The 20,698-nt window shown below is 67.8% G+C and carries 22 protein-coding genes, 1 tRNA gene and 1 pseudogene; 11 read left to right on the top strand and 13 right to left on the bottom strand.

What is annotated here, in order from left to right:
• Positions 1 to 32 precede the first annotated feature (32 nt).
• Positions 33 to 1,190 (bottom strand): phytanoyl-CoA dioxygenase family protein, encoded by a 1,158-nt coding sequence (locus F1D05_RS15860; protein WP_246486737.1) that lies wholly within the window; start codon positions 1,188 to 1,190, stop codon positions 33 to 35.
• Positions 1,191 to 1,301: 111 nt separating this feature from the next.
• Between F1D05_RS15860 and F1D05_RS15855 the strand changes: the two genes are divergently transcribed.
• On the top strand, positions 1,302 to 2,069 hold the full coding sequence (locus F1D05_RS15855; protein WP_185448391.1) for an AraC family transcriptional regulator: 768 nt from the start codon (positions 1,302 to 1,304) through the stop codon (positions 2,067 to 2,069).
• Between the two features lie 40 nt (positions 2,070 to 2,109).
• Positions 2,110 to 3,051, top strand: a complete 942-nt coding sequence (locus tag F1D05_RS15850) for a phosphotransferase enzyme family protein (protein ID WP_185448390.1) — start codon at positions 2,110 to 2,112, stop codon at positions 3,049 to 3,051.
• Positions 3,052 to 3,054: 3 nt separating this feature from the next.
• On the opposite strand, the gene F1D05_RS15845 is transcribed toward F1D05_RS15850, so the two are convergent.
• The gene (locus F1D05_RS15845) at positions 3,055 to 3,792 is read right to left on the bottom strand and encodes a GNAT family N-acetyltransferase (protein ID WP_185448389.1); all 738 of its coding nucleotides are present in this window, start codon (positions 3,790 to 3,792) and stop codon (positions 3,055 to 3,057) included.
• Positions 3,793 to 3,908: 116 nt separating this feature from the next.
• Between F1D05_RS15845 and F1D05_RS15840 the strand changes: the two genes are divergently transcribed.
• Positions 3,909 to 5,432, top strand: a complete 1,524-nt coding sequence (locus F1D05_RS15840) for a glycosyltransferase family 39 protein (RefSeq protein WP_185448388.1) — start codon at positions 3,909 to 3,911, stop codon at positions 5,430 to 5,432.
• A gap of 118 nt (positions 5,433 to 5,550) precedes the next feature.
• On the opposite strand, the gene F1D05_RS15835 is transcribed toward F1D05_RS15840, so the two are convergent.
• The gene (locus tag F1D05_RS15835) at positions 5,551 to 6,042 is read right to left on the bottom strand and encodes a YajQ family cyclic di-GMP-binding protein (RefSeq protein ID WP_185448387.1); all 492 of its coding nucleotides are present in this window, start codon (positions 6,040 to 6,042) and stop codon (positions 5,551 to 5,553) included.
• A gap of 82 nt (positions 6,043 to 6,124) precedes the next feature.
• Between F1D05_RS15835 and F1D05_RS15830 the strand changes: the two genes are divergently transcribed.
• Positions 6,125 to 6,207, top strand: a tRNA-Tyr gene (locus tag F1D05_RS15830).
• A 7-nt stretch (positions 6,208 to 6,214) separates the two neighbouring features.
• Here the strand turns inward: F1D05_RS15830 and F1D05_RS43010 are convergent.
• Positions 6,215 to 7,066 (bottom strand): GNAT family N-acetyltransferase, encoded by an 852-nt coding sequence (locus F1D05_RS43010; RefSeq protein WP_428995031.1) that lies wholly within the window; start codon positions 7,064 to 7,066, stop codon positions 6,215 to 6,217.
• A gap of 147 nt (positions 7,067 to 7,213) precedes the next feature.
• Here F1D05_RS43010 and F1D05_RS15820 point away from each other — a divergent pair, with 147 nt between their 5' ends.
• Positions 7,214 to 8,308, top strand: coding sequence for a hypothetical protein (locus tag F1D05_RS15820; protein ID WP_185448385.1), 1,095 nt, complete (start codon positions 7,214 to 7,216; stop codon positions 8,306 to 8,308).
• Positions 8,309 to 8,340: 32 nt separating this feature from the next.
• On the opposite strand, the gene pspAB is transcribed toward F1D05_RS15820, so the two are convergent.
• Both pspAB and htpX read right to left on the bottom strand, forming a co-directional pair.
• Entirely contained in the window at positions 8,341 to 8,901 is a 561-nt protein-coding gene (gene pspAB / locus F1D05_RS15815; protein WP_185448384.1) for a PspA-associated protein PspAB, read from the bottom strand.
• Positions 8,902 to 8,903: 2 nt separating this feature from the next.
• The gene (htpX, locus tag F1D05_RS15810) at positions 8,904 to 9,800 is read right to left on the bottom strand and encodes a zinc metalloprotease HtpX (RefSeq protein ID WP_185448383.1); all 897 of its coding nucleotides are present in this window, start codon (positions 9,798 to 9,800) and stop codon (positions 8,904 to 8,906) included.
• 199 nt (positions 9,801 to 9,999) lie between these two features.
• Between htpX and F1D05_RS15805 the strand changes: the two genes are divergently transcribed.
• The 4 genes from F1D05_RS15805 to F1D05_RS15790 are packed head-to-tail and all read left to right on the top strand — an operon-like array spanning position 10,000 to position 13,526.
• Positions 10,000 to 11,454, top strand: a complete 1,455-nt coding sequence (locus tag F1D05_RS15805; RefSeq protein ID WP_246486736.1) for a ferredoxin reductase family protein — start codon at positions 10,000 to 10,002, stop codon at positions 11,452 to 11,454.
• 20 nt (positions 11,455 to 11,474) lie between these two features.
• Entirely contained in the window at positions 11,475 to 12,056 is a 582-nt protein-coding gene (locus F1D05_RS15800; protein ID WP_185448382.1) for an FMN-binding protein, read from the top strand.
• A complete protein-coding gene (locus F1D05_RS15795; protein WP_246486735.1) occupies positions 12,053 to 12,889 on the top strand; it encodes an FAD:protein FMN transferase in 837 nt (278 codons plus the stop codon). Before F1D05_RS15800 ends, F1D05_RS15795 begins: the two co-directional genes overlap by 4 nt.
• A 10-nt stretch (positions 12,890 to 12,899) precedes the next feature.
• Positions 12,900 to 13,526 (top strand): class I SAM-dependent methyltransferase, encoded by a 627-nt coding sequence (locus F1D05_RS15790; protein WP_185448381.1) that lies wholly within the window; start codon positions 12,900 to 12,902, stop codon positions 13,524 to 13,526.
• 171 nt (positions 13,527 to 13,697) lie between these two features.
• Here F1D05_RS15790 and F1D05_RS15785 read toward each other — a convergent pair whose 3' ends face one another.
• On the bottom strand, positions 13,698 to 14,129 hold the full coding sequence (locus F1D05_RS15785; protein WP_246486734.1) for a MarR family winged helix-turn-helix transcriptional regulator: 432 nt from the start codon (positions 14,127 to 14,129) through the stop codon (positions 13,698 to 13,700).
• 97 nt (positions 14,130 to 14,226) lie between these two features.
• Here F1D05_RS15785 and F1D05_RS15780 point away from each other — a divergent pair, with 97 nt between their 5' ends.
• Positions 14,227 to 15,144, top strand: a complete 918-nt coding sequence (locus F1D05_RS15780) for an LLM class flavin-dependent oxidoreductase (protein ID WP_185448380.1) — start codon at positions 14,227 to 14,229, stop codon at positions 15,142 to 15,144.
• A 98-nt stretch (positions 15,145 to 15,242) separates the two neighbouring features.
• Here F1D05_RS15780 and F1D05_RS15775 read toward each other — a convergent pair whose 3' ends face one another.
• From F1D05_RS15775 to F1D05_RS15765, 3 genes are all read right to left on the bottom strand, one after another.
• Complete coding sequence (locus tag F1D05_RS15775; RefSeq protein ID WP_185448379.1) at positions 15,243 to 16,130, bottom strand: aldo/keto reductase; 888 nt, start codon at positions 16,128 to 16,130, stop codon at positions 15,243 to 15,245.
• 14 nt (positions 16,131 to 16,144) lie between these two features.
• On the bottom strand, positions 16,145 to 16,843 hold the full coding sequence (locus tag F1D05_RS15770) for an RraA family protein (protein WP_185448378.1): 699 nt from the start codon (positions 16,841 to 16,843) through the stop codon (positions 16,145 to 16,147).
• Between the two features lie 142 nt (positions 16,844 to 16,985).
• Positions 16,986 to 17,528 (bottom strand): AAA family ATPase, encoded by a 543-nt coding sequence (locus tag F1D05_RS15765; RefSeq protein WP_246486733.1) that lies wholly within the window; start codon positions 17,526 to 17,528, stop codon positions 16,986 to 16,988.
• Between the two features lie 548 nt (positions 17,529 to 18,076).
• Between F1D05_RS15765 and F1D05_RS15760 the strand changes: the two genes are divergently transcribed.
• Positions 18,077 to 19,504, top strand: coding sequence for an AlkA N-terminal domain-containing protein (locus F1D05_RS15760; RefSeq protein WP_343066606.1), 1,428 nt, complete (start codon positions 18,077 to 18,079; stop codon positions 19,502 to 19,504).
• 49 nt (positions 19,505 to 19,553) lie between these two features.
• Here F1D05_RS15760 and F1D05_RS40290 read toward each other — a convergent pair whose 3' ends face one another.
• The 3 genes and pseudogenes from F1D05_RS40290 to F1D05_RS15750 all read right to left on the bottom strand — a co-directional run bounded on the left by F1D05_RS40290 (position 19,554) and on the right by F1D05_RS15750 (position 20,648).
• On the bottom strand, positions 19,554 to 19,748 hold the full coding sequence (locus F1D05_RS40290) for a hypothetical protein (protein WP_246486731.1): 195 nt from the start codon (positions 19,746 to 19,748) through the stop codon (positions 19,554 to 19,556).
• 109 nt (positions 19,749 to 19,857) lie between these two features.
• Positions 19,858 to 20,355 (bottom strand): annotated as a pseudogene (locus F1D05_RS40285) (isocitrate lyase/phosphoenolpyruvate mutase family protein); the annotation flags it as partial.
• Entirely contained in the window at positions 20,352 to 20,648 is a 297-nt protein-coding gene (locus tag F1D05_RS15750) for a putative quinol monooxygenase (RefSeq protein ID WP_185448376.1), read from the bottom strand. The pseudogene F1D05_RS40285 and the gene F1D05_RS15750, both read right to left, overlap by 4 nt.
• Positions 20,649 to 20,698 lie beyond the last annotated feature (50 nt).

Raw genomic sequence — 20,698 nt, 5'->3', positions numbered from 1 at the left:
GGCCCGGCCGGGGTTCCTGCTTCTGGTGATGCTCAGACGAGTTTTTCGAAGAAGAACTCGTGCTTGAGGAACGACACGTCGTACTCGTGCCCCGGCTGCGGCGGCAGCAGTTGCGCCGCCTGGAAGAGCCGCCAGCCGTCCTTCAACGCGTCAAGACCGTTCGCGTACGGCGGCTCGTCACTGTCACCCGTCGTCGGTGACGTCGCCCCGGTCCCGTCGTACGTCGACCAGCCGACCACGCGCGAGTCCAGCGCCGAAGAGGCCAGGTACAGCACCAGCACCTGCTGGCGCTGTACTTGCTGGTGAAGGGTCTGCTGAACAGTTGTCATGCCATCTCCTTCTTCGCGGCGTGCGGGTTGAGGCTGCGCTGCGCGACGACCCGCTGCGGGCGGTTCGACACCCGGGTGACCCAGTAGTCCGGGTCGAACGTGTCGTCGCCGGTGAGGGCCTGCCAGAGCTTGACCCGGTTGTAGATCTCCAGCCGGCCCGGTGGCGTTCTCGTACCAGGGGAAGTACTGGCCGAGCTCGGCCGCCACCTGCTCGTCGTACAGGTCGTCGGTGTTCCAGAGCCGGACCTGGCGGACGGTCGGGTTGAAGCGGATCTTGAACATGTAGCGGTCGATGTCGCTGTCGTTCTTGCGGCCGCCGTGCCAGATGCCGTGGTGCAGCAGGACGATCGTTCCGGGCGGGCAGGTGAGCCGGGTCTGGCCGAGCAGGTTCTGGTACCGGCCGGTGTCGGACTCGTTGGTCCGGCGCAGGTGGCTGCCGGGCACGCTCAGGGTGCCGCCCATCTCGAGCGTCACCTCCTGCGGGTAGTACATGAGCTGTACGTCGAACGCGTCCGGCCGTACGTCGATGATCGCGTCGCCGTGCAGGTTCTGCGCCTCACCCTCGTGCGCCTCCCGGATGTGGACCGCGTGGTGGTCGACGGTCGGCTCGGGGCCGACCAGGCTGTGGATGGCGCCGGCGATCTCCGGCAGCTGCACCAGCTTCTGGACGAACTCGCTGCTTTCGAAGGCCTCCGAGAGCGGGGTGCCGTACGGGACGCCGGGGATGCCGGCCTTGAGGACGTCGAGCGCCTCGCGGTTCATCTCGTCGGGGACGACGGCGTCCATCCGGAACGCGCCGGTGGCGACGAAATGCGCCAGCTGGACCGAGGTCAGCAGGTTCTTGCGATGTGGATGGGGCATGTCTCTCCCTGTCGGGGCGAGTGGTCCGTGGTGGTTGGTACTCGACCAGGCTAGGTTTCCAACCACTTGTCTCGCGTGGGTTGAGATCACCACTGGTGGTAATTTCTCACCATGGTGCTTCTTCACCTGGCCGAGCCGCCCGAGGTGGTGAATGCCGGCGTCGGTGTCCACGGCGTCCGCGGCCGACGGGATGTCTTCCGGCTGCCCGATCTCTGGCAGTTCCACCTCTTCGGGTACTCCGCGGATCTGACGGTCGGCGGTACGACGTACGGGGTCTCGCCCGGGTCGGTCAGTCTGGTGCCGGCCGGCGTGCAGGTGGAGTTCGCCTATCGCGGCCGGTCGGAGCACCTCTACGCGCACTTCCGGCCGCGGCTGGTCGGCGAGCCGTCGTACGTGCCGGTGGTGCAAGACTCCGGTACTGCGGCGCCCGTCATCTCCGACCTGCTCCGCCAGGCGATCGAGGCGACACCATCCGGCTCGGCGCGAGTCGCCGCCGAGGTGTGGACCGCGCTCTGGCGGGTCGCCCAACTCAGCGCTGCACTCGGCGAAGGCGGCGGTACCGCGGGCCACCCGTCCGTCGCGGCAGCCATCGCCTACATCGAAGCGAACCTGGCCCGGCCGCTTACTGTGCCCGCGCTCGCCCGAGCGGCCGGCATCTCCCACAACCACCTGACCCGCCTCTTCGGCTCAGAGACCGGTACTACGGTCGTCGCCTACATCCGCCAACGCCGGATGGCCCGCGCCCGCCACCTGCTGGTCTCGTCCACTCTCTCGATCCCGGCCGTAGCCGCCTCCGTGGGCATCCCCGACCTGCACGCCTTCAACAAGTCCTGTCACCGTGAACTGGGCGGCTCGCCCCGAAGCGTCCGCGCCGGGTAATTGGGCTGCGGCCTGTTGTCTGTAGGGCATTGTTGGGCCGGTGACGGACAAGCTGCGGTTGTGGCTGGCTGAGGACTTCGGGTTCGCCGTACGGGAGCTCGAGCAGGTCCACGAGGGCGCTGATGTCGCTGCTGAGGTCTGGCGAGCGACAGGGGAGCTCTCGTACGCCGTGAAGTGGTCCGGCGGCGGTACTGACGCCGGGCCGCGCGCAACGGCGTACCTGGCAAGCAGAGGCATCCGTGGTGTCCCCTCGCCGGTCCCTACTCTTGGCGGCGACCTGTGGAGTGAACGGGAGGGCGGGCGGCTCTCTGTGGTCCCCTGGATCGCAGGAGAGCGTGCGGCCCGCACCGGGCTCACTGTCGAGCAGTGGACCTCGTACGGCGCCCTGCTGGCTGAAGTGCATCGCACAGAGCCGCCTGCGGAGCTACAGGCCGTCCTGCCGCGCATCAACCCGATCAACGCCCGCATGCCCGCCCTGACCCACTCCATCCAGGCCCGGCTCGCTACACCTAAGGACGCGATCGAGGAAGAGCTAGCGACCGTATGGCGGGCCCACAGCGACACCATCGCCACCATCGTCGAACAGACCGAGGACCTGGCCCGCCGCGACCTGGGCGGCATCCCGGTCCTCTGTCACGCGGACCCTCACCTCGGCAACGTCCTGGTCGCTGCTGGGCAGCTGTACCTCATTGACTGGGACGACGTAGTACTAGCACCCCGCGAGCAAGACCTGCTGTTCTTCCTGGGGGGCATGGGTTCTCTAGGACCCGCCACAACGGCCCAGAAGGACGCCTTCTTCAGCGGCTACGGCGCCGTCGACCTGGACGCCACCCGACTCACCTACTACCGCTGCGCCCGAGCCCTGGAAGACATCGCCCAATGGGCCGACCAGGCCATCGACGGCCCGGACCGCGAGGACTGCCTCCGCATCCTCCAAGGCGTCCTAAGCCCCGACGGACTCGCAGTACAGGCTCTTGCTTGAGCGTCAGGCGTGCTGGAGCCAGATGTTGGGCTCCTGGTAGAGACCGGCATCCGTACTGCGGTCGATGGCGAGCGTGGTCAGTCCGTCGGGGATGACGTAGGTACCGGTAGCGGGAAGGGCCAGGCCGGTCCACTTCTCCCAGTCGGCGACTGAGCCGGTCATCGTCTGGCTCACTGTGGCAGGGGCGAGCAGGGTGGCGCCGAGCCGGACGTGGGTCCGCAGCCACGGGTCCAGCGGCAGTCCGTCGTCGCGGGTCCAGGTCATGAACTCGGCGATGTCGATCAGCGGGTACTGCGACTTCAAGGTCGGCCGCACTGGCGCGATCATGTGGCTGAGGCCGCGTGCGAGCGCCTGCTCCTTGACCGCGGTGATCACCCGTCCGGCGTGGCCTTTGCCCTGCTCGTCGTTCCGTACGGCCGCTGCCATCAGCACGAAGGTGTTTGGCTCCACCCCCGCCTCGTACGACTCGACGGAGCGAGCCAACGAGTCCGTGAAGCCGCCGGGGAGATCCTCGACCGTCCCGTCCCACGCGATCGGCACACCCCAGCAGCCCGCGATCAGTCGCCGGTCATCGGCATCGACGAGGTAGAACTCCCAGTCGCGGAAGTACTCGATCCGCCGCTCCCGGTACGGCGCCACGCCCTCGTCGTGAAAGATGAATTCGGGCCAGTCCTCTATGAACCGCTGCTCGGCTTCGTCGTCCAGCTCGGGTGCCGCAGCCACGGGGATCAGCTCGTACATGCGGCTCACGCTAGTCCGGGACCAGCGGTAGGACCACCGGATTTCTTGTCGACCGTGGCCGTACCGGAGCGATCGGATATGCCCGAGGTATAGACCGCTGTCCGAGGCTCGGAAGCATGAGCTCACTGCTGACCGCGTCCGAAGAGGTCGGGCTCTCCGCGCCGGTGCGTCGCGAGGCCAGCCGCAATCGTCCGTTGCTGGCCCTGCTCGGCGGGCTGGCGACCGTGCTGACGCTGGTCAGCAACCGCTACGGGTACTACCACGACGAGATGTACTTCCTGGTCTCCGGCCAGCACCCGGCCTGGGGGTACCCCGACCAGCCGCCGTTGACGCCACTGCTGGCCCGGCTCGGGGATGCGCTCGCACCCGGCGAGGTCTGGGCCCTGCGGATCCCGGCGACGGTCTGTACCGTCCTGACCGTGCTGTTCGTGGCTCTGCTGGTCCGGGAGCTGGGTGGCGCTCGTAGAGCTGAGCTGATAGCTGCAGGCGCTTTCTCGTGCTCGACGATGGTGCTGATCACCGGGCACGTGCTGGGGACGAGCACGACCGACCTGACCTTCGTGGCCGCGCTGAGCTGGCTGCTGTGCCGACTGATCCGTACCGGCAACGACCGGCTCTGGCTGGTCATCGGACTGGTGCTGGGAGTCGGCCTGCTCAACAAGATGACGCTGGCTCTGTGGGTGTTTGCTGCACTGATCGCGCTTGTCCTGGTCGGCCCTCGACGGATCATGCACAGCCGCTGGTTCCTTGTCGGGGGCCTGGTGGCAGCGGCGTTCTGGACGCCGTACCTGCTGTGGCAGGCGAATCACGACTGGCCCCAGCTGACCATGGCCTCGGCACTGCGAGCACAGGCTGCCCAGGGCGGCTCGCTAGGCCTACTGCCGTACCAGGTCGTGGTCGGGCCGCTACTGCTGCCCCTGTGCGTCGTAGGCGGGGTCTGGCTGTGGCGCACCAGGCAGTACCGCGTCTTCGCAGTGACCTTCATCGTCTTCACCGCGCTACTGATGGCAACCGGCGGCAAGGCCACCTACCTGGCCAGCGCCTATCCGGCCGTCTTCGCCGGTGCAGGGATCGCCGCCGACCGCTGGATGCGCTCCCGCCGCCGCGCCCTGACCCTGTACGGCGTACTCGGGTTGTCCCTGCTGATCGCTGCGCCTCTCGGGCTACCACTGCTGCCAGAACGTACGGCGATTGCGTACGGCAAGATGCTGGGCGTCGACCAGGCCCGCAGCCAGAGCGGCTGGCCCGAACTGGCCGACTCGGTCGCCCGCGCGACGAACCAGCTGTCACCGGCCGAGCGCTCCCGCGCGGTCGTCTACGCCTACAGCTACGGCCAGGCTGCCGCCCTGCAGCGCTACGGCCCCGCCCGCGGCCTACCCCAGGCGTACAGCGGCCACAACGGCTTCGGCTACTGGGGCCCGCCCCCGGACTCGTCCGACATTGCCATCGTGGTCGACGGCTTCCGCCGTACCGGCCCTGGCGATGTCCCCGAATGGACCCACCAAGCCTGCCAAACCCTCACCCGGGCCGGCACCATCGAGGCCCCCACAGCAACCCGAGAAAAAGGCAAACCAATCTGGATCTGCCAACTCCGCGAACCTTGGTCAGCTCTCTGGCCCCAACTCATCCGGCTCGGCTGACGCTTGGTGCTTGGTGCTTGGTGGCGACAGTGACATCGGTCACTGCGGCCCGCGGCTGAGCGACCGTCGCCGGCCGGCTGGATCAGCCGGCGCGACGTTCGGACGCTACGCGGTTGGCTCAGCGGTAGTTGACGAACTGGACGGCGAAGTCGAGGTCCTGGCCCTTGATCAGCGCCTGGACGGCCTGCAGGTCGTCGCGGCTCTTGCTGGAGATCCGCAGCTCATCGCCCTGGATCTGCGCCTTGGCCCCCTTGGGTCCCTCGTCGCGGATCAGCTTCGACAGCTTCTTCGCGTTCTCCTGGGTGATACCGGCGTTGATCGTCGCGGTGAGCTTGTAGATCTTGCCGGACAGCTTGGGATCCTCGGCGTCCAGACCCTTCAGCGAGATCTGCCGCTTGACCAGCTTGTCCTTGAGCACGTCGAGGACGGCGTTGACGCGCTCCTCGGTGTTGGCCTGCATGTCGATCGTCTCGCCGGTCAGCTTGATGGACGCGTCGACGTTCTTGAAGTCGAACCGCTGGCTGATCTCCTTCGCCGCCTGGTTCACGGCGTTGTCCACCTCCTGCTGATCGACCTTGTTCACGATGTCGAAGGAGGACTCCGAAGCCATGGGCAGTTCCTTTCCGATTTGCTGTCAGGGGCACTGTCTGTTGTATCGTCTCTCACGCCGGTCCACGGGTCGGCAGCACCCTGGCAGGTTGCCCGAGTGGCCAAAGGGAGCAGACTGTAAATCTGTCGGCTTATGCCTACGCAGGTTCGAACCCTGCACCTGCCACAGGAGCTCAAAACAGCCCCTGACCCGCGGAAACGCGGGTCGGGGGCTGATTTGTTGTTCGGGGTCGGGTTTCATGGGCTGTGGTTACGTGGCCGGGACCGGTAGTTGGAAGGTTGGCCAGGTGTCTACCGGGTGGAAGCCGAGTAGTTCGTTGACCGCTCGCATGTGGGTGTTGTCCTCGGCGTTCCAGGCGTCGATGGGGTGCAGCGCTGGCTCTTGGGCCTTTGTGTGCGCGTGGTTGGCCGACTTCACGAGCAGCCCGAGGCGGTGGCCTCGGTGGGCGGGCTCGACGATTGTGACTCGTTGGCGGGCGTGGGTGTGGTCGTTCGATTCGAATGACAGTTTGGTGCGGGCGACGATTTGGCCGGTGGCGTCGTGTCGGGCTGCCGTTGAGTAGGAGTGGTGGCCGCGGCCCCACTTCGGTGGCCTCCTGGCGGCGTACGCGCTCGGTGTCGTATAGCTGTTGCTCTACTGCCAGGTTGCCGGTGGGGGCGTCGAGGGTGAGGCGGCTCTGCAGGGCGGCGATGTCCTTGATGATTTCTTCGGGGGCTGCATCGCGCCACTGGATCAGTGAGTAGCTGTTTGCGTGGGTCCACGCCTCGGCGAGCGTTGCCTTGTCGGCCGGTGAAGGGGCGGCGAGGCGACAGCGGGATCTGATGCTGGTCATGCCGGGGTGGTGGGCGCGGTTGGTGAGGTAGCGGTAGCCGGCCTCGTCGCGGGCGATGCCGCCGGGGAGTGCACGGACCGTCTGGAGCTCGATCAGGCTGCGGTGTTGGTGTCGGGCTGCCGCGTAGACCTGCTCCAGCAGCGCGGTGCAGATGCCGCGGCGCCGGTACTGCGGGTGCACGATGAGCTCCAGGTAGACCAGGTTGAGGTTGTCCGTCTGGGGCCTGACCTGCGCAGACGCGGGTCGGGGGCTGTTTCGCCGGGTGGGGAATAGGGTTGGGGCGGTCGGGGGTTGCCACTACGTCGGGGTTGGCTGAGTACGAGGTAGGAGACGCGGGCGATGAAACCCACTGAGTTCGTCAAGGTGAATGGGCAGTTCTGGCACGAGCACCTCAAGGGTGTGAGTGACCATCTGACTGCCAGTCACTCCCGGGAGCTGCCCGGGCCGCTGCTGTTCCCGCGGACGATGGTGCTGACCGAGACGCCGGACTGGAACATCCTGGAGTTCGTCGGGATCAGCCGGGAGTACCGGTCGCTCGAAGTACGGCGCCAGAAGGCCGCCGGGATCGATCAGTACTTCGGGGACGCGGGCGGCTCCAAGCCGGTAGTGATCCTGCGCGAGGCGGATGTCTACCAGGACGCGACCATCGCGACTGAGACCGGACGCGGTGCGCTGCGGAACCGGTTCCCGGGCGCTGAAGGGCTGATCGGGCGCGAGCTGGTCGGTACCGGCGACGGCAAGCTGCTGCAGTTCGCTCCTGGGAACTACTCGGTGCTCAATCGGGTCCTGCTTGCTTCGGGCACCGGGCTGCACTGGACGTTCCTGACGATCGCGATCCACCGGTCCGAGCCGGCCGACAAGTACCGCGACTTCCTGCAGAATCTGGTGAACTCGGTGCCGCACCTCGACCCGGTCGGCACCTTCGCCGTACCGCGCGGCGAGCTCGAAGAGCTGCTCAAGGCGGAGCCGTTCGGGAGCACGTACCACCAGGGTCTCCACAAGACGACCGTCGGTGAGTTCCTGCAGCAGCACGAAGAGATCCTGCTGTCGGCCTTCGACGCGACCCAGCTGATCCGCGAACCGGTCCTCGAGGCAGAGGACGGTACGACGCTTGCCCCCGACTTCATCCTGGAGCGCTCGGACGGCACCCACATCGTCGGCGACCTCGCCCTCCCGCTCCTGGAGACGGCGAAGGACGGGAAGCTCCGCCGCCGCTCCACCACACCTGGTGACGCCGCGCGACTCACGCAGTACGAGGAGTTCTTCAAGAACGCCGACAACCGTGCTTTCGCGAAGACGAAGTACGGCGTTGAGCTCAGCGATCCGCGCAAGCTCCTGGTGACCACGAGCCAAGACGCTGTCGAACAGGTCGACGCCGTCGAGCTGGTCGACTACGACACGATCCTCCGGCTCCACCTCGCGGCGAAGTCTTAGCCCAGCCGACAGCTCTTAGCTGAGGCGGCGCGTCAGAGGCCTGGCGCGCCGTACAGCGGGAACCAGCGGGCCAGATCGGGCTCGATTCGCAGGTCCTGTGCGAGCGCGGACCTGACCTGAAGCTCGACGGTGTTGTCGCGACTGTTCGGCCCGGTCGGGGCGAACGGATACCAGGTGCCCTGCTTGTAGAGGTAGACAAGGCCGACCGGCTGGGTGCCGTCGGTGAAGGCAATGAGGGTGCAGAGCAACGCGGGCCCGAAGCCGGCGTCGACCAGTGCGCTGTTCACGCCGTGGAGGTCCGTGGCCAGGCCGGCCAGATCGATGTCTTGGGTCTGCCGGATCAACCAGGTGTAGCCGTAGGTGTCGGTCTGGCTCGTGTACTTGCCGTCCAGCGCCAGCAGCTTGTCGACCTCTTCCCGCAGCGCGGCGAACCCGCCGCCCTCGGCCGCCTTGAAGCACACCGAACCAATACCGGTCGGTTTGTATCCGGTAGAGGTCTGCAGAGTGATTGCGGCGGAGGGGAGTCCGAAGAGCTGGTCGAGGTTCGGGGGGACGGGTTTGGTCCGGCCGAACAGCGCGTTCAAGAAGCCCATCCCTAGCCTTCCTGCCCGAGCTCGCGGGCGATTCCGGCCAATTGGTCGAGACGCCGTTCGAGCGGCGGGTGGGTGGCGAACAGCGAGGAGATGCTGAAGCCCTGCGCTATCGCGGGAGCGAAGAAGAACGCGTTGAACGCCTCGGCCTGGCGTAGATCGCGAGAGGGGATCCGGGCGATCTCGCCGCTCACCTTCGTGAGTGCCGAGGCCAGCGCGGAGGGGTGGCCGGTGAGGATGGCGGCGGCGCGGTCCGCGGCCAGTTCGCGGTAGCGCGACAGGGCGCGGGTGAGCAGGAACGAGAGCGCATAGACGACCGCGGACACGCCCACGATGGTCAGCACCACGATCGCCGCGTTCTGATCGCGACTCCGGCCGAAGCCGCTCCAGAGAGTGATCCGGGTGATCAGCCCGGCGAGTACGCCGAGGAAGGACGCGATCGTCATCACGGCGACGTCGCGATGCGCGACATGCGACAGCTCGTGCGCGAGGACGCCTTCGAGCTCATTGGCGTCGAGGCGGCGCATGATCCCGGTGGTCACGCACACCACCGCCTTCTTGGGGCTGCGCCCGGTGGCGAACGCGTTGGGCAGATCGACATCGGCGATCGCGACAGCGGGCTTCGGCATATCGGCCAGGGCGCACAGCCGGTCGATCACGCCGTGCAGCTCGGGCGCCTCCTCGGGAGTGACCACGCGCCCGTGCATGGCGAACAGCGCGATGCGGTCGGAGAACCAGTACTGCGCGAACAGCAACCCGCCGGCGATGACGATGGCCAGCACCGCGCTCTTGATCAGCGCGATGAGCACGCCGATGAAGACCACATACAGCAATCCGAGCAGGAACGTGGTCGCCAGCATCCGCCTGTTCAGCCCACGGTCAGGCTTGAACCGGCTCTTCATCCGTTCACTCCGCTAGTCGTCTCCACACAAGCCAGCCTCCCACGCAGGGCAAAGGCCCCCGCTCCAGATCACGGGTTGTTGAGGTAGGCGAGTACGCGAGGACTCGGGCAAACGCACAGCAAGCTCACAGCTTGTACGGGTCTGGGTCTCAGCAAGTCCGTGAATCATCGAGGAATCACCACTCCGCCAGGGGGCCTCGATGCACACCACTACCGACGTACGCCGACTCGAGGCGGTCAGTCACGCGCCACCCACCGGTCCGCCGCCAGGTCTGTCGCGGCACCAGCAGCCCGGTCAGCCGCGGCACCAGCGGCCCGGTCGGCGGGCGCGGTTCGACTCGGGTGTGCGGGTGCTCGCCGGGTCCGCCCTGTGGTTGAGTCTGCTGGTTGTCACCTATTGGTGGGTCGCCGGTCGCGGCCTCCAAGCGATGAACGGCTGGGAGTCCGGTCTGACCTCACTCGGCCGGCTCGCTGGTCTGCTCGCCTCGAACCTGCTCCTGGTCCAAGTACTGCTGATCGCGCGCGTTCCGCTTCTGGAGCACGCGTTCGGCCAGGACCGGGCGCTGCGGATCCACCGGATCGTCGGCTTCACCTCGTTCAACCTGATGCTGGCCCACCTGGTACTGATCACCTGGGGGTACGCCGCTGGTCGGATCACCGCGATCCCCAGCACCTTCTGGGACCTCATCGCAAACTACCCCGGCGTACTGCTCGCACTAGCCGGTACTGCGTGCCTGGTGCTGACCGTGGTGACCAGCGTGCGGGCTGCGCGTCGACGGCTGCGCTACGAGTCGTGGCACCTGCTCCACCTCTACGCCTACCTCGGAGTGGGCCTAGCGCTTCCCCACCAACTGTGGACCGGGCAGGAGTTCATTAGCTCGCCCGCAGCAACGGCGTACTGGTGGACGGTCTGGGCTGTCACCGCAGCCGCAGTACTGGTGTGGCGAGTCGGAGTACCGCTGGTCAACAGTGCGCGTCACCGACTCCGCGTAGCTGCGGTGGCGGACGAGGGCGGTGGTGTGGTGTCGGTGTACGTGACAGGGCGACGGCTGGATCGACTGGGAGCAGAGGCAGGCCAGTTCCTCACCTGGCGCTTCCTAGACCGCGCTGGTTGGACCAGGGGCCACCCGTACTCCCTCTCGGCCGCACCTAGCGCTTCCGGCCTCCGGATCTCGGTGAAGGCGTTGGGTGACAACAGTAAAGCCCTGCGCACCCTGCGGCCCGGCACGCCTGTGCTGATGGAAGGCCCGTACGGGCGGCTCTCGGCACGGGCTCTTACGGGTCGCCGAGTGGCGCTCATCGGTGCAGGGGTCGGGATCACGCCGCTGCGCGCTTTGGCCGAGGGACTCGACTACGGACCCGGTGAGGCCATCCTGCTTCAGCGCTACACCGGTACGCCGCTCTTCGAACGGGAACTCCGGATGCTCGCCGACGAGCGCGGACTCCTGATCGGCCTGCTGCCCGGCCATCGGCGCGCTCCCGACTCGTGGCTCGGTGCCGGTGTCGACCACCTCGACGACGTGGCCGCCCTTCGTACCTGGATCCCTGACATCGCGGATCGGGACGTCTACCTGTGCGGACCGGATCCGTGGACCGGGTCCGTGTCCCGCGCAGCTCTCGCGGGCCGGCGTTCCCGCCGACCGTATCCACCTTGAGAACTTCAGTTGGTGATCGCATGAAACGCATCGCGGCCTGGCTCCTCAGCACCATCACCGTCGTCGTACTCCTCTTCGGCTACCACACCTCGACCTCCGGCAGGGGCACGAGTACGCCGGCAGTGATCGGCGCCGCAGCCCCTTCGACGGGCTCGGACCCTTCGACCAGCCCCGACCCTTCGACCAGCCCCGACCCTTCGAGCGGCTCCGGTCCGAGCAGCGAGCCGACCGGGACGCCATCACCAGACTCGACCGGTACGACATCACCTAGTCCGACCGGTACGACGTCGCCCAGCCCGACGGCCTCGCCTTCACCGACCTCTACCGCAGCTCAGGTCCAAGGTGATGTGGCCGACACCCGATGGGGCCCGGTCGAGGTACAGATCACCGTTGCCAGCGGCAAGATCACCAACGTCTCCGTCTTGCAGTACCCCAACGGCAACGGCCGGGACCAGGAGATCAACGCGTACGCCCTGCCAGTGCTCATCGACGAGACCCTCGCCAAGCAGAGCGCGGCCATCGACATGATCAGCGGCGCTACCGTCACCAGCGACGGCTACACCCGATCGCTGCAGTCCGCCATCGACAAGGCCGGCCTGTGACCGCGCCGACCCCGCCGACCCCGCCGACTCCACCGGCTCCACCGGCTCCGCCGATCGCCCGGTACGTCGAGCAGGTGATGGGCATGCCGATCAGCCTCGCCCTCCGCGGCAAACACACCCACGACACGAGCGCCCGCAGTACGTGGAACGCTGTCATCGACGAGTTGCGTGAGGTCGACCGGATCTTCAGCACCTACCGCCCGGACTCGTTCATCTCCCGCCTCGGGCGCGACGAGATCGGCCTGGCGGACTGCGCGCCCGAGGTGAGCGAGGTCCTCGAACTCGCCAACCAGGCAGTGGAATTGTCCGACGGCGTCTTCTCGGTCTATCTGCCGGATGCCGACGGCGAGTTGATCTTCGACCCCAGCGGCGTCGTCAAGGGCTGGGCTGTCGAACGGGCAGCCCGCCGCCATCTCGACCACCTGGCCGATACCGACTACTGCCTGTCCGCCGGCGGCGACCTGATCGCGCGCACCCTCGATCCCGAGACCGCGCCCTGGTCTATCGGCATCGAGGACCCACTCGATCCCACCCGCGTCGTGGCCACGGTGCCCCTGCGTACCGGCGCGGTCGCCACCTCCGGAACCGCCCACCGCGGCACCCACATCGTCGGCCCGCGCACCGGGCTCCCGCCGTACGGGATCGCTTCGGTCACGGTCGTCGGCGACTCCCTCGCCTGGACCGACATCGAGGCCACCACCGCCTTCGCTCACGGCCTCCACGCAGTCACGTGGCTCCGCCGCCGCCCCGGTCGTACCGGCCTGGTCGTCTGGTCCGACGGCCGAACCACCCTCTTCGACAACACCGCCCCGCACGCGGTTCCGCTCGGCTAGCCTCGGGTGGATGACGACCGACTGGAACGCCTGGCATTCGCTCTACGACGATCCTGAATCCGGGCTGTCCCGGCGGTTGCGCGTCATCCAAGGCTTGATCGGCGACTGGCTGGACCGGACTGCTCCGGATGACGTCCGAGTGGTCAGCGCGTGCGCCGGCGACGGCAGAGATCTCTTGCAGGTACTACGAAATCGCGGCGACGCGAAGCGGGTAACGGCGACATTGCTCGAGTACGACGAGGAGAACGTCGCGCGAGCCAGGTCGGCCGCGGCGGAGTTCCCCGCGATCGCAGTACGGCAGGTCGACGCGGGCCGAGCCGAGTCCTATGACGGCGCGATCCCGGCCGACCTGGTCCTGATGGCCGGCGTGTTCGGCAACATCAGCGACGAAGACGTCCAGGCCACGATCGAGGCCCTCCCCGGAATGTGCGAACCAGGTGCCCTGGTGATCTGGACCCGCCACCGAGGAGCCCCCGACCTCACGCCGGCGATCCGCTCCTGGTTCACCGCCAGCGGCTTCATCGAGGAGTCCTTCTTCGCCCCCGACGACGTCGAAGTAGGCGTCGGCTCCCACCGCTACACCGGGCCGCCGCAACCCCCGCCCGCCAACAGCACCCTCTTCACCTTCACCCGCTGACAACCATCCTCAGCCGCACTCGTCCTGGAGATTTTCGACGCGTCAGCGCCCTTCTGGACCGGACGGGCGTTGGATCTCGTACTACGTGTGTCCCCGGGCGCTGGCGTGTCCGGCTACCTTGCGCGACCTCCAGTTGGTGGCTGCTGGTCGTCGGTGCCGGGCAACTGGTGCCTAGGGCGTGGCTGCTGTGACGATGCGGCGCACTGCTGCGAGGACGTGCGACCTGTGGCTGGGGGCGAGGTCGGTGGTCAGGGCGTCGACGCGTGCGGTGTAGGCGTCGTGCACCTCGTGGGCAAGGGTCCGGCCGTCGTCAGTGAGACCGATCTGGCAGGCCCGGCGGTCGGCCGGGTCGGCGGCCCGGGCGACCAGAGATCGTCGTTCCAGCCGGTCGACCATGCTGGTCAGACTCGAACGTTCAATGCTCATGATCCGGCTCAGCTCCGTCATACCGAGTGGGCCGTCGAGTAGTACGCAGAGCAGATGGGCCTGCTGGGGGGTCAACCCGAGCGGCCGGCTCGTCTCGGCGTACAGGTCTTGTAGTACGTGCATCAATCGCACCAGGGAGCCGACCAGCTCCGTGTCGCTCGCTGCCTTGGTTGCCACCACTCCACTGTAGTCCGATGACCGGACTGTTCGTTGTCCTAATAGTTCGTAGGTCTACTATTTAGATGTACGAACTATCTACCGATGGAGGCTACCCATGAATGCGCGCTTCGGATACGGCTCGCCCGCCGAACTCGACGAGGTCAGCGACGTATTGCGGCTGGCCGAACAGGCCGACCGGGACGGCCTGGACCACTTCTCGACCTCGGACCACCCGTATCTGGCCGGGCGGTTGGACGGCTACGCCATGCTCGGATTCCTGCTCGGCCGGACCGAACGGATCGCGGGCCTGGTCAACGTCACCAACCTGCCTCTCCGCCCGGCCCCGATGCTGGCCCGTACTGCGGCGACGCTGACCGCGATGTCGGCGGACCGATTCATCCTCGGCCTGGGTGCGGGCGGCGCCTGGGACCGGATCACCACGATGGGAGTTCCCTCGCTGACGCCCGCCCAAGCGGTCGAAGCGTTCGAGGAAGCGATGGTGCTGATCCGCCAGCTGTCCGGCGGAGGCCCGGCGGTTTCGTCGGGGGCCCACTACCCGGTGAGAGGGCTGGCGGCATCGCCGGTCCGGGCCGCGGAGATCTGGACGGGATCAGTCGGCCCGAAGTCGCTTGCGGCGACCGGACGCCAAGCCGACGGCTGGATCCCGGGCCATGCGGCGGACTGGTTGAGCGAGCCGTACCGACGGTCCCGGGCGATCGTCGACGAGGCGGCGGCCGCGGTCGGCCGCGAGCCGGCCGAGATCGCGACGATCTACAACCTCCCAGGCGCGATCACCGCCAGGCCGTTGCCCCGGACCCGCGACGACGACGGCCGGTGGATCGGCGGCTCCGCGGACCAGTGGACCGAAGAACTGACCGGCGCCGTACTCGATCACGGCGCTGCCGGTTTCACCCTGTTCCCCACCGGTCCCGACCCCTTCGAGGTCAGCCTCAAACGCTGGGCGGAGGAGGTAGCCCCCGCGGTACGGGAAGCCACCGCTCAACTGACTCCGGCGCCTGCAGCAACGGTCTGACCTGGAACGGCCCAACGGTCGTAGGTGGCGCCGAGTAATTGAGGGTCGCTAACGGCCGTAGGTCGGTCAACCCGACGCCCCGTCGGTCGTAGGTGAGGTCAACCAAGGGTGGCGAGTTCTTCGGTCGTGAGCTTGAGGGCACCGGCGGCGATGTTCACCTCCAGGTGGGCGGGGTTGCCGGTACCGGGGATCGCCAGCACGTGGTCGCCCTGGTGGAGGGTCCAGGCGAGGCGGATCTGGGCGGGGGTCGCGTTGTGGGCGGCGGCCAGGGCTTCCAGCGCTTTGGTGTGGTCGACGGTCGGGCCGGATTCGCGTTCCGCGCCGGCGATTGCGAAGAACGGGACGTAGGCGACGCCGCGTTCGCCGCAGAGCGGGAGGAACGTGTCGTCCTCGCGATGGGTGTCGATGGCGTAGCTGTTCTGGACACAGACGACGGGTGCTATCGCCTGCGCCTCGTCGAGGTGCTCGGGGCGGACGTTGGAGATGCCCAGGTGCCGGATCAGCCCGGCTTCGCGTAGTTCGGCGAGCCAGCCGAAGCGGTCCGAGATCGACTCGCCGGGCTTCTTCATGATCCGCAGGTTGACCACGTCGAGGTGGTCGCGCCCGAGCTGGCGGAGGTTCTCCTCGACCTGGCTCCGCAGCTCGGCCGGCGTGGTCGCGTTGTAGAACCCGCGTTCGTCGACGCCGGGGCCGACCTTGGTGGTGATGACGAGGTCCTCCGGGTACGGCGAGAGCGCCTCGCGGATCAGCTCGTTGGCGAACCGCACCGGGCCCTCGCCGACTCCGAGGGTGCCGCCCGGCGATCTGTAGAACGCAGCGGTGTCGAGATGGTTCACGCCGAGCTCAACGGCCTTACGCAGTACGCGAATCGCCACTTCACGATCGGGATTCGCGGTGATGCGCATGGCACCGAAACCCAGGCGGTTGACGGTGAGATCGCCGAGTTTCCAGGCACCAGCGGCGGTCGCGGAGATGTCAGCAGGCATTCCACGACCCTATGTCACTCCTCGATCGCGCCACCGACCCCACGAAGGTGCTCGCGGAAGGTCAGGCCCGGTCGCTCGGCCCGCGCCGCGAGGTAGGCGTCGAAGCGCACCTGCTCGCGCAACGGAGTACCGGCCTTGATCAGTTCGGACTGGCGGCGTTCGGTGTCGCGGATCGATTCGGCGAGTGAGAAGAGCTCGTCGACGCGGTCGGCCGGGATGAAGACGATGCCGTCCTCGTCACCCAGTACTACGTCGTCGCTGGTGACTGTCCATTCGCCGACGGTCGCTTGCTGCAGAGCGTCGGTCGGCGCCGGATCGAGCCGCAGCGGGCCGGTCGGCATCGCGCCGAGGCTGTAGACGGGGAGGCCGATCGCCTTGATGTCGACGGTGTCGCGGTGCAGGCCCCACAGGACCAGCCCGGAAACGCCGGCGGATTTGGCTTCTGCGGCGACGAGGTCACCCGCGCATGCCTCGTCCCGGCGGGCACCGTTGTCGACGACGAGTACGTCGCCTGGCTCGGCCGATCCGAAGGCCTCGAGGAAGAGATCGACACTGCCGACGTGCTGAACGGGCAGCACGCGCCCGGCGATCCGGGCCGGGAACACAGCCGTCAGTGAAACCGTCCGGACCGGGAGCTGCAATCGCAGGCATGCGTCGGCGACATGCGCGCAGGTGAGTTCCGCGAACCGCTTCTGAAGTTCCGCCTGCTCCATGACCCGTCCCCTTAAGCTCGTCGAATCCCTGACTTTAGTCAGAGAACCGATACGACACCACAGTCTTCCCGTACTGCGCCCGCTCGTCGGGTCGGGGGAGTTCAGCGGTTCCAGTTCGTTGGGTCGGGGGCTGCGGGGTCGCTCAGCGCGCGAGGAAGGCGAGGATCTCGGGGAGAGCGGGGTGGTAGCCGTCGGTGGTGTCGACGCCGAGGGTGGGAACGGGCAACGTGATCGGATCGAAGTTGGTCTGGACGCGGCGAAGGGCATCCAGATCGGGCGGGGTGTGAGGGTCTTCGTGGGCTCTACGGAGCGGATTGCCGGCAGTGCGAGTGGCGATCCGGTCAAGCGCGGCCTCGGGTGACACCGTGCACTGGATGATCCGCACGTCAGCCGAACCGAGCAGCGGGGCAAGACCAGGACGCCAGAGACGATCCTGAAACGCGGCTTCGGCGACAACCGTCGTACCGCGCCCGATCAGCAACCCGATGACGTCGAAGAACGTGGAGAGCGTCCGCAGGCTGAGCGGATCAGAAGCGCTCTGAACAAAATCCGGCGTCGCATGAACCATGCCTTCCTTGATCTCGTCCCGGCAGATCGCCGGACACCCGATCGCCCCCGCCACCTCATGCGCAAGCGTCGTCTTCCCCGACCCCGGCGCCCCACTAACCACCACAACCATCGGCATCAAACCCACCCACCGCACCCTAGTGCCCCGAGTCCGAAGTTCTTTGACGTGGACCGGCGCCCACTGTCAAACAACTTCGAACTCGGGGCACTAGCCCCCGACCCCGTCCGGCGCGCCGCTGCCGGGTCGGACATGTAGGCCGGTCTGGTGCAGGTGCCGCTGTCGCGTGGGAGCCGGACCTGCACGCCATCAACCGCCACCACGATTGCCCGGCTTCACGCTTAACCCTCGAGCGAGCACGGGCGACTGATGGCGTGGCGATCCGCCCGTACGCCGAGGCAGCGGACCGCCAGCACTCACCAAGCCGAGATTGCGGGGTTTGGGTCGGCGCGAGGCACGCCCGGCGGGGCGGTGGGTGCTGGTCGTGTGGGTGAAAGGTGAGTGCGGGCGGTTCAGGGTGGCGACCGCGAACGGGTGGGGAGGGGAGTGGAAGGTGGGCTGGATCGGTGCGCGGGTGGTGGCCGCGATCCGGTGGGGAGGGGAGTGGAAGGTGGGCTGGATCGGTGCGCGGGTGGGGAAATGTCGGTCGGGGTGCTTAGTGTCTGTGGGTGTCCGGGGTTGGCGGGGCTGGTGGGGATGAGGTGAGGGTGACTACGTATTCGGCGGTGCGGACGACGGGGATTTACTGTCGGCCGGGGTGTGGGGCCAAGCCGTTGGCGGAGAATGTGCGGACGTTCGAGCTGGCAGCCGCGGCGGAGGCGGAGGGATATCGCGCCTGCCTCAGGTGCCGTCCGTACCGGGTCGCGGGGACGGTCGCGGATGACGCGCCTGAGTTGGTGTGCAGGGCGGTGCAGTTGATCATCGCGGGGGTCCTCGACGACGCGGATGAGGTCGCGCTCGGGGCGCAGTTGGGGATGTCGGCCAGGCATCTGCGCCGGCTGTTCAACGATCACCTCGGGGTGACGCCGGACCAGTTCGCGCGGTCCAGGCGGGCGCACTTCGCCAGGCGGCTGCTGGACGATTCGGAGCTGACCATCGCGGACGTCGCGTTCGCGTCGGGGTTCGGGAGCCTTCGCCAGTTCAACCGGGCGATGCGGGAAGTGTTTCGCGCAACGCCTCGCGAACTCCGCGACCGCCGTCGCCGTACCGATCGCCTGGCCGCGGATGGTGGTCTCGTACTGCGGATGCCCTTCACCCCGCCGTACGACTGGGACGCGATGGCCGGGTTCCTCGCCCGGAACGCGGTGCCGGGAGTCGAGTCGGTGCAGGGCGGCGTCTATCGCCGGACGATCGCGCTCGACGGCGCGCTGGGGCTGCTGGAAATCGGCCCGGGCGGTGTCGATCACCTGCTGCTGAAGGCCCATCTTCCTTACTGGGAAGGCGCGATCCATGTGGTGGAGCGCGCCGGCTGTCTCGTCGGACTGACCACCGAACCGGTCCTGGCCGCCGCCCAACTCGCAGCCGATCCCGTCATCGGCCCCCTGATCGAGGCACGCCCCGGCATCCGGGTGCCGGGCGCCTGGGGCCCGTTCGAAGTAGCCGTCCAAGCAGTCGTCACCCACCACCCCGCCCTCACGAGACCGTCGCCGGGGGAGCGCCCACATGCGGGCAGCAGCCAAGGCGATAGGCCCGCGCTGACGGAGGCGCGGGAGGTGTTGGCGCGGGTGGTCGAGGTGGCGGGGACGCAGGTGGACGGGTTGGGCTTCGGGTTGACCCACGCCTTTCCGTCGGCAGAGTCGGTGGCCGAGGCAGACCTGTCCGGCATACCGGGGGAGGTGGCTCGGACGATCAAGGCGCTGGCGCATGAGGTTGCTCTGGGCAACTTGTCGTTGGCGGCCTGTGCGCCGCTGGAGGAGCTGACCGGCGCGCTGCTGGCGATCGATGGAGTGAGTGAAGAGGCTGCCCAATGGGTCGCCTTACGGCTCGGAGCCCGCGACGCTTCGCCAATTACAAAAGGCGCCAGGGAGCCCGACGAGGCCTGGCGCCCCTGGCGCGCCCTGGCCGCCATGCACCTGGAGGCCGCCGCACCTCGGTGACGGCACTGGGAGGCCGCCGCACCCTGGGGGGTGGCGGCGGCCGTGGGGGCTAGTGCAGGAGGTTGTTGTGGGTGCCGTAGCCGACTGCGGCCTTGAGGAGGGTGTAGGTGCCGTGGGTCAGGAGTTCTTCGGCGGCGCCGGCGGCCAGGCCGTAGGCGCCGGTGGTGATGGCTGGGCCGATGGTGAATCTGGTGACGCCGAGGTCGACGAGTTGGGGGATCGTGGGGGCTCCGGGGCCGACCATCAGGTTGAGGGGGAGGGAGAGCTGCGGGAGCAGTTCGCGGATTGCCGTGGGGTCGAGTAGGCCCGGGGACGAACAGGACGTCTGCGCCTGCTTCGGTGTAGATCGCGGCGCGTTTGGCTGTGTCCGCTGGATCGCCGTAGAAGTAGGTGTCGATTCGTGCGTTGATGCAGAGTTCGATCCCGACGGCATCGGCCGCGGCGCGGGCTGCGGCGATTCGCTCCGCCTGCGCGGACGGGTCGATCAGCGCGCCAATTGAGCTGTCTTCGAGATTGATGCCGACGGCGCCGATCTCGATCACCTCGGCCACTGTCTCGCCGACCTCAGCCGGCGACCCGCCGTACCCGCCTTCGATGTCGGCAGTGACGGGAACGGAGACGACGGAGACGATGCGCCGCAACGCCGCGAGCGCCGCCGAGCGGGTCAGCCCGCCTCCGTCCGTCACCCCGTCGGCCCACGAAAGGCCTGCGCTCGTCGTCGCGATCGCCTTCGAGCCGGCTGCCTCGATCGCTCGCGCCGAGCCCGGATCCCAGGCGTTCGGCAGGACGAGCGGCGGCTGCTGGTGCAGCGCGTGCAGTTCGCGCGCCTGCGCCCTCCGATCGATGGTCACAGGCTCACCACCAACTCGTGATCGATCTCGACGAACTCGACGATCAGGCCGGCGAACTGCCCCGCGATCAACTCCTTGTACGCCGACGAACCGGTGTGCGCGTCGTACGCCGCCTGGTCGGCGAAGTGCTCCACGAACAGCAGGTAGTCGGGCTGAGCCGGGTCACGGTAGACGCGGAACGACAGCGTCCCCTCCTCCTGCCCGGGTCCCTGCGGTGCGAACGCCTGGACGAGCTCCTCGGCCTTCGCCTGGTTGCCGTCCTTCAACTTGATCGGGAATACCTTGACAAGCACTTTCGTCCTCCTGGGGTGTTGTTTCGATGCCCCAAGCCTCGCCCGTGAGA

The sequence above is a fragment of the Kribbella qitaiheensis genome (assembly GCF_014217565.1).
In the GTDB taxonomy this organism is placed as follows: domain Bacteria; phylum Actinomycetota; class Actinomycetes; order Propionibacteriales; family Kribbellaceae; genus Kribbella; species Kribbella qitaiheensis_A.
This window is presented reverse-complemented; position numbering and strand designations above follow the sequence as displayed.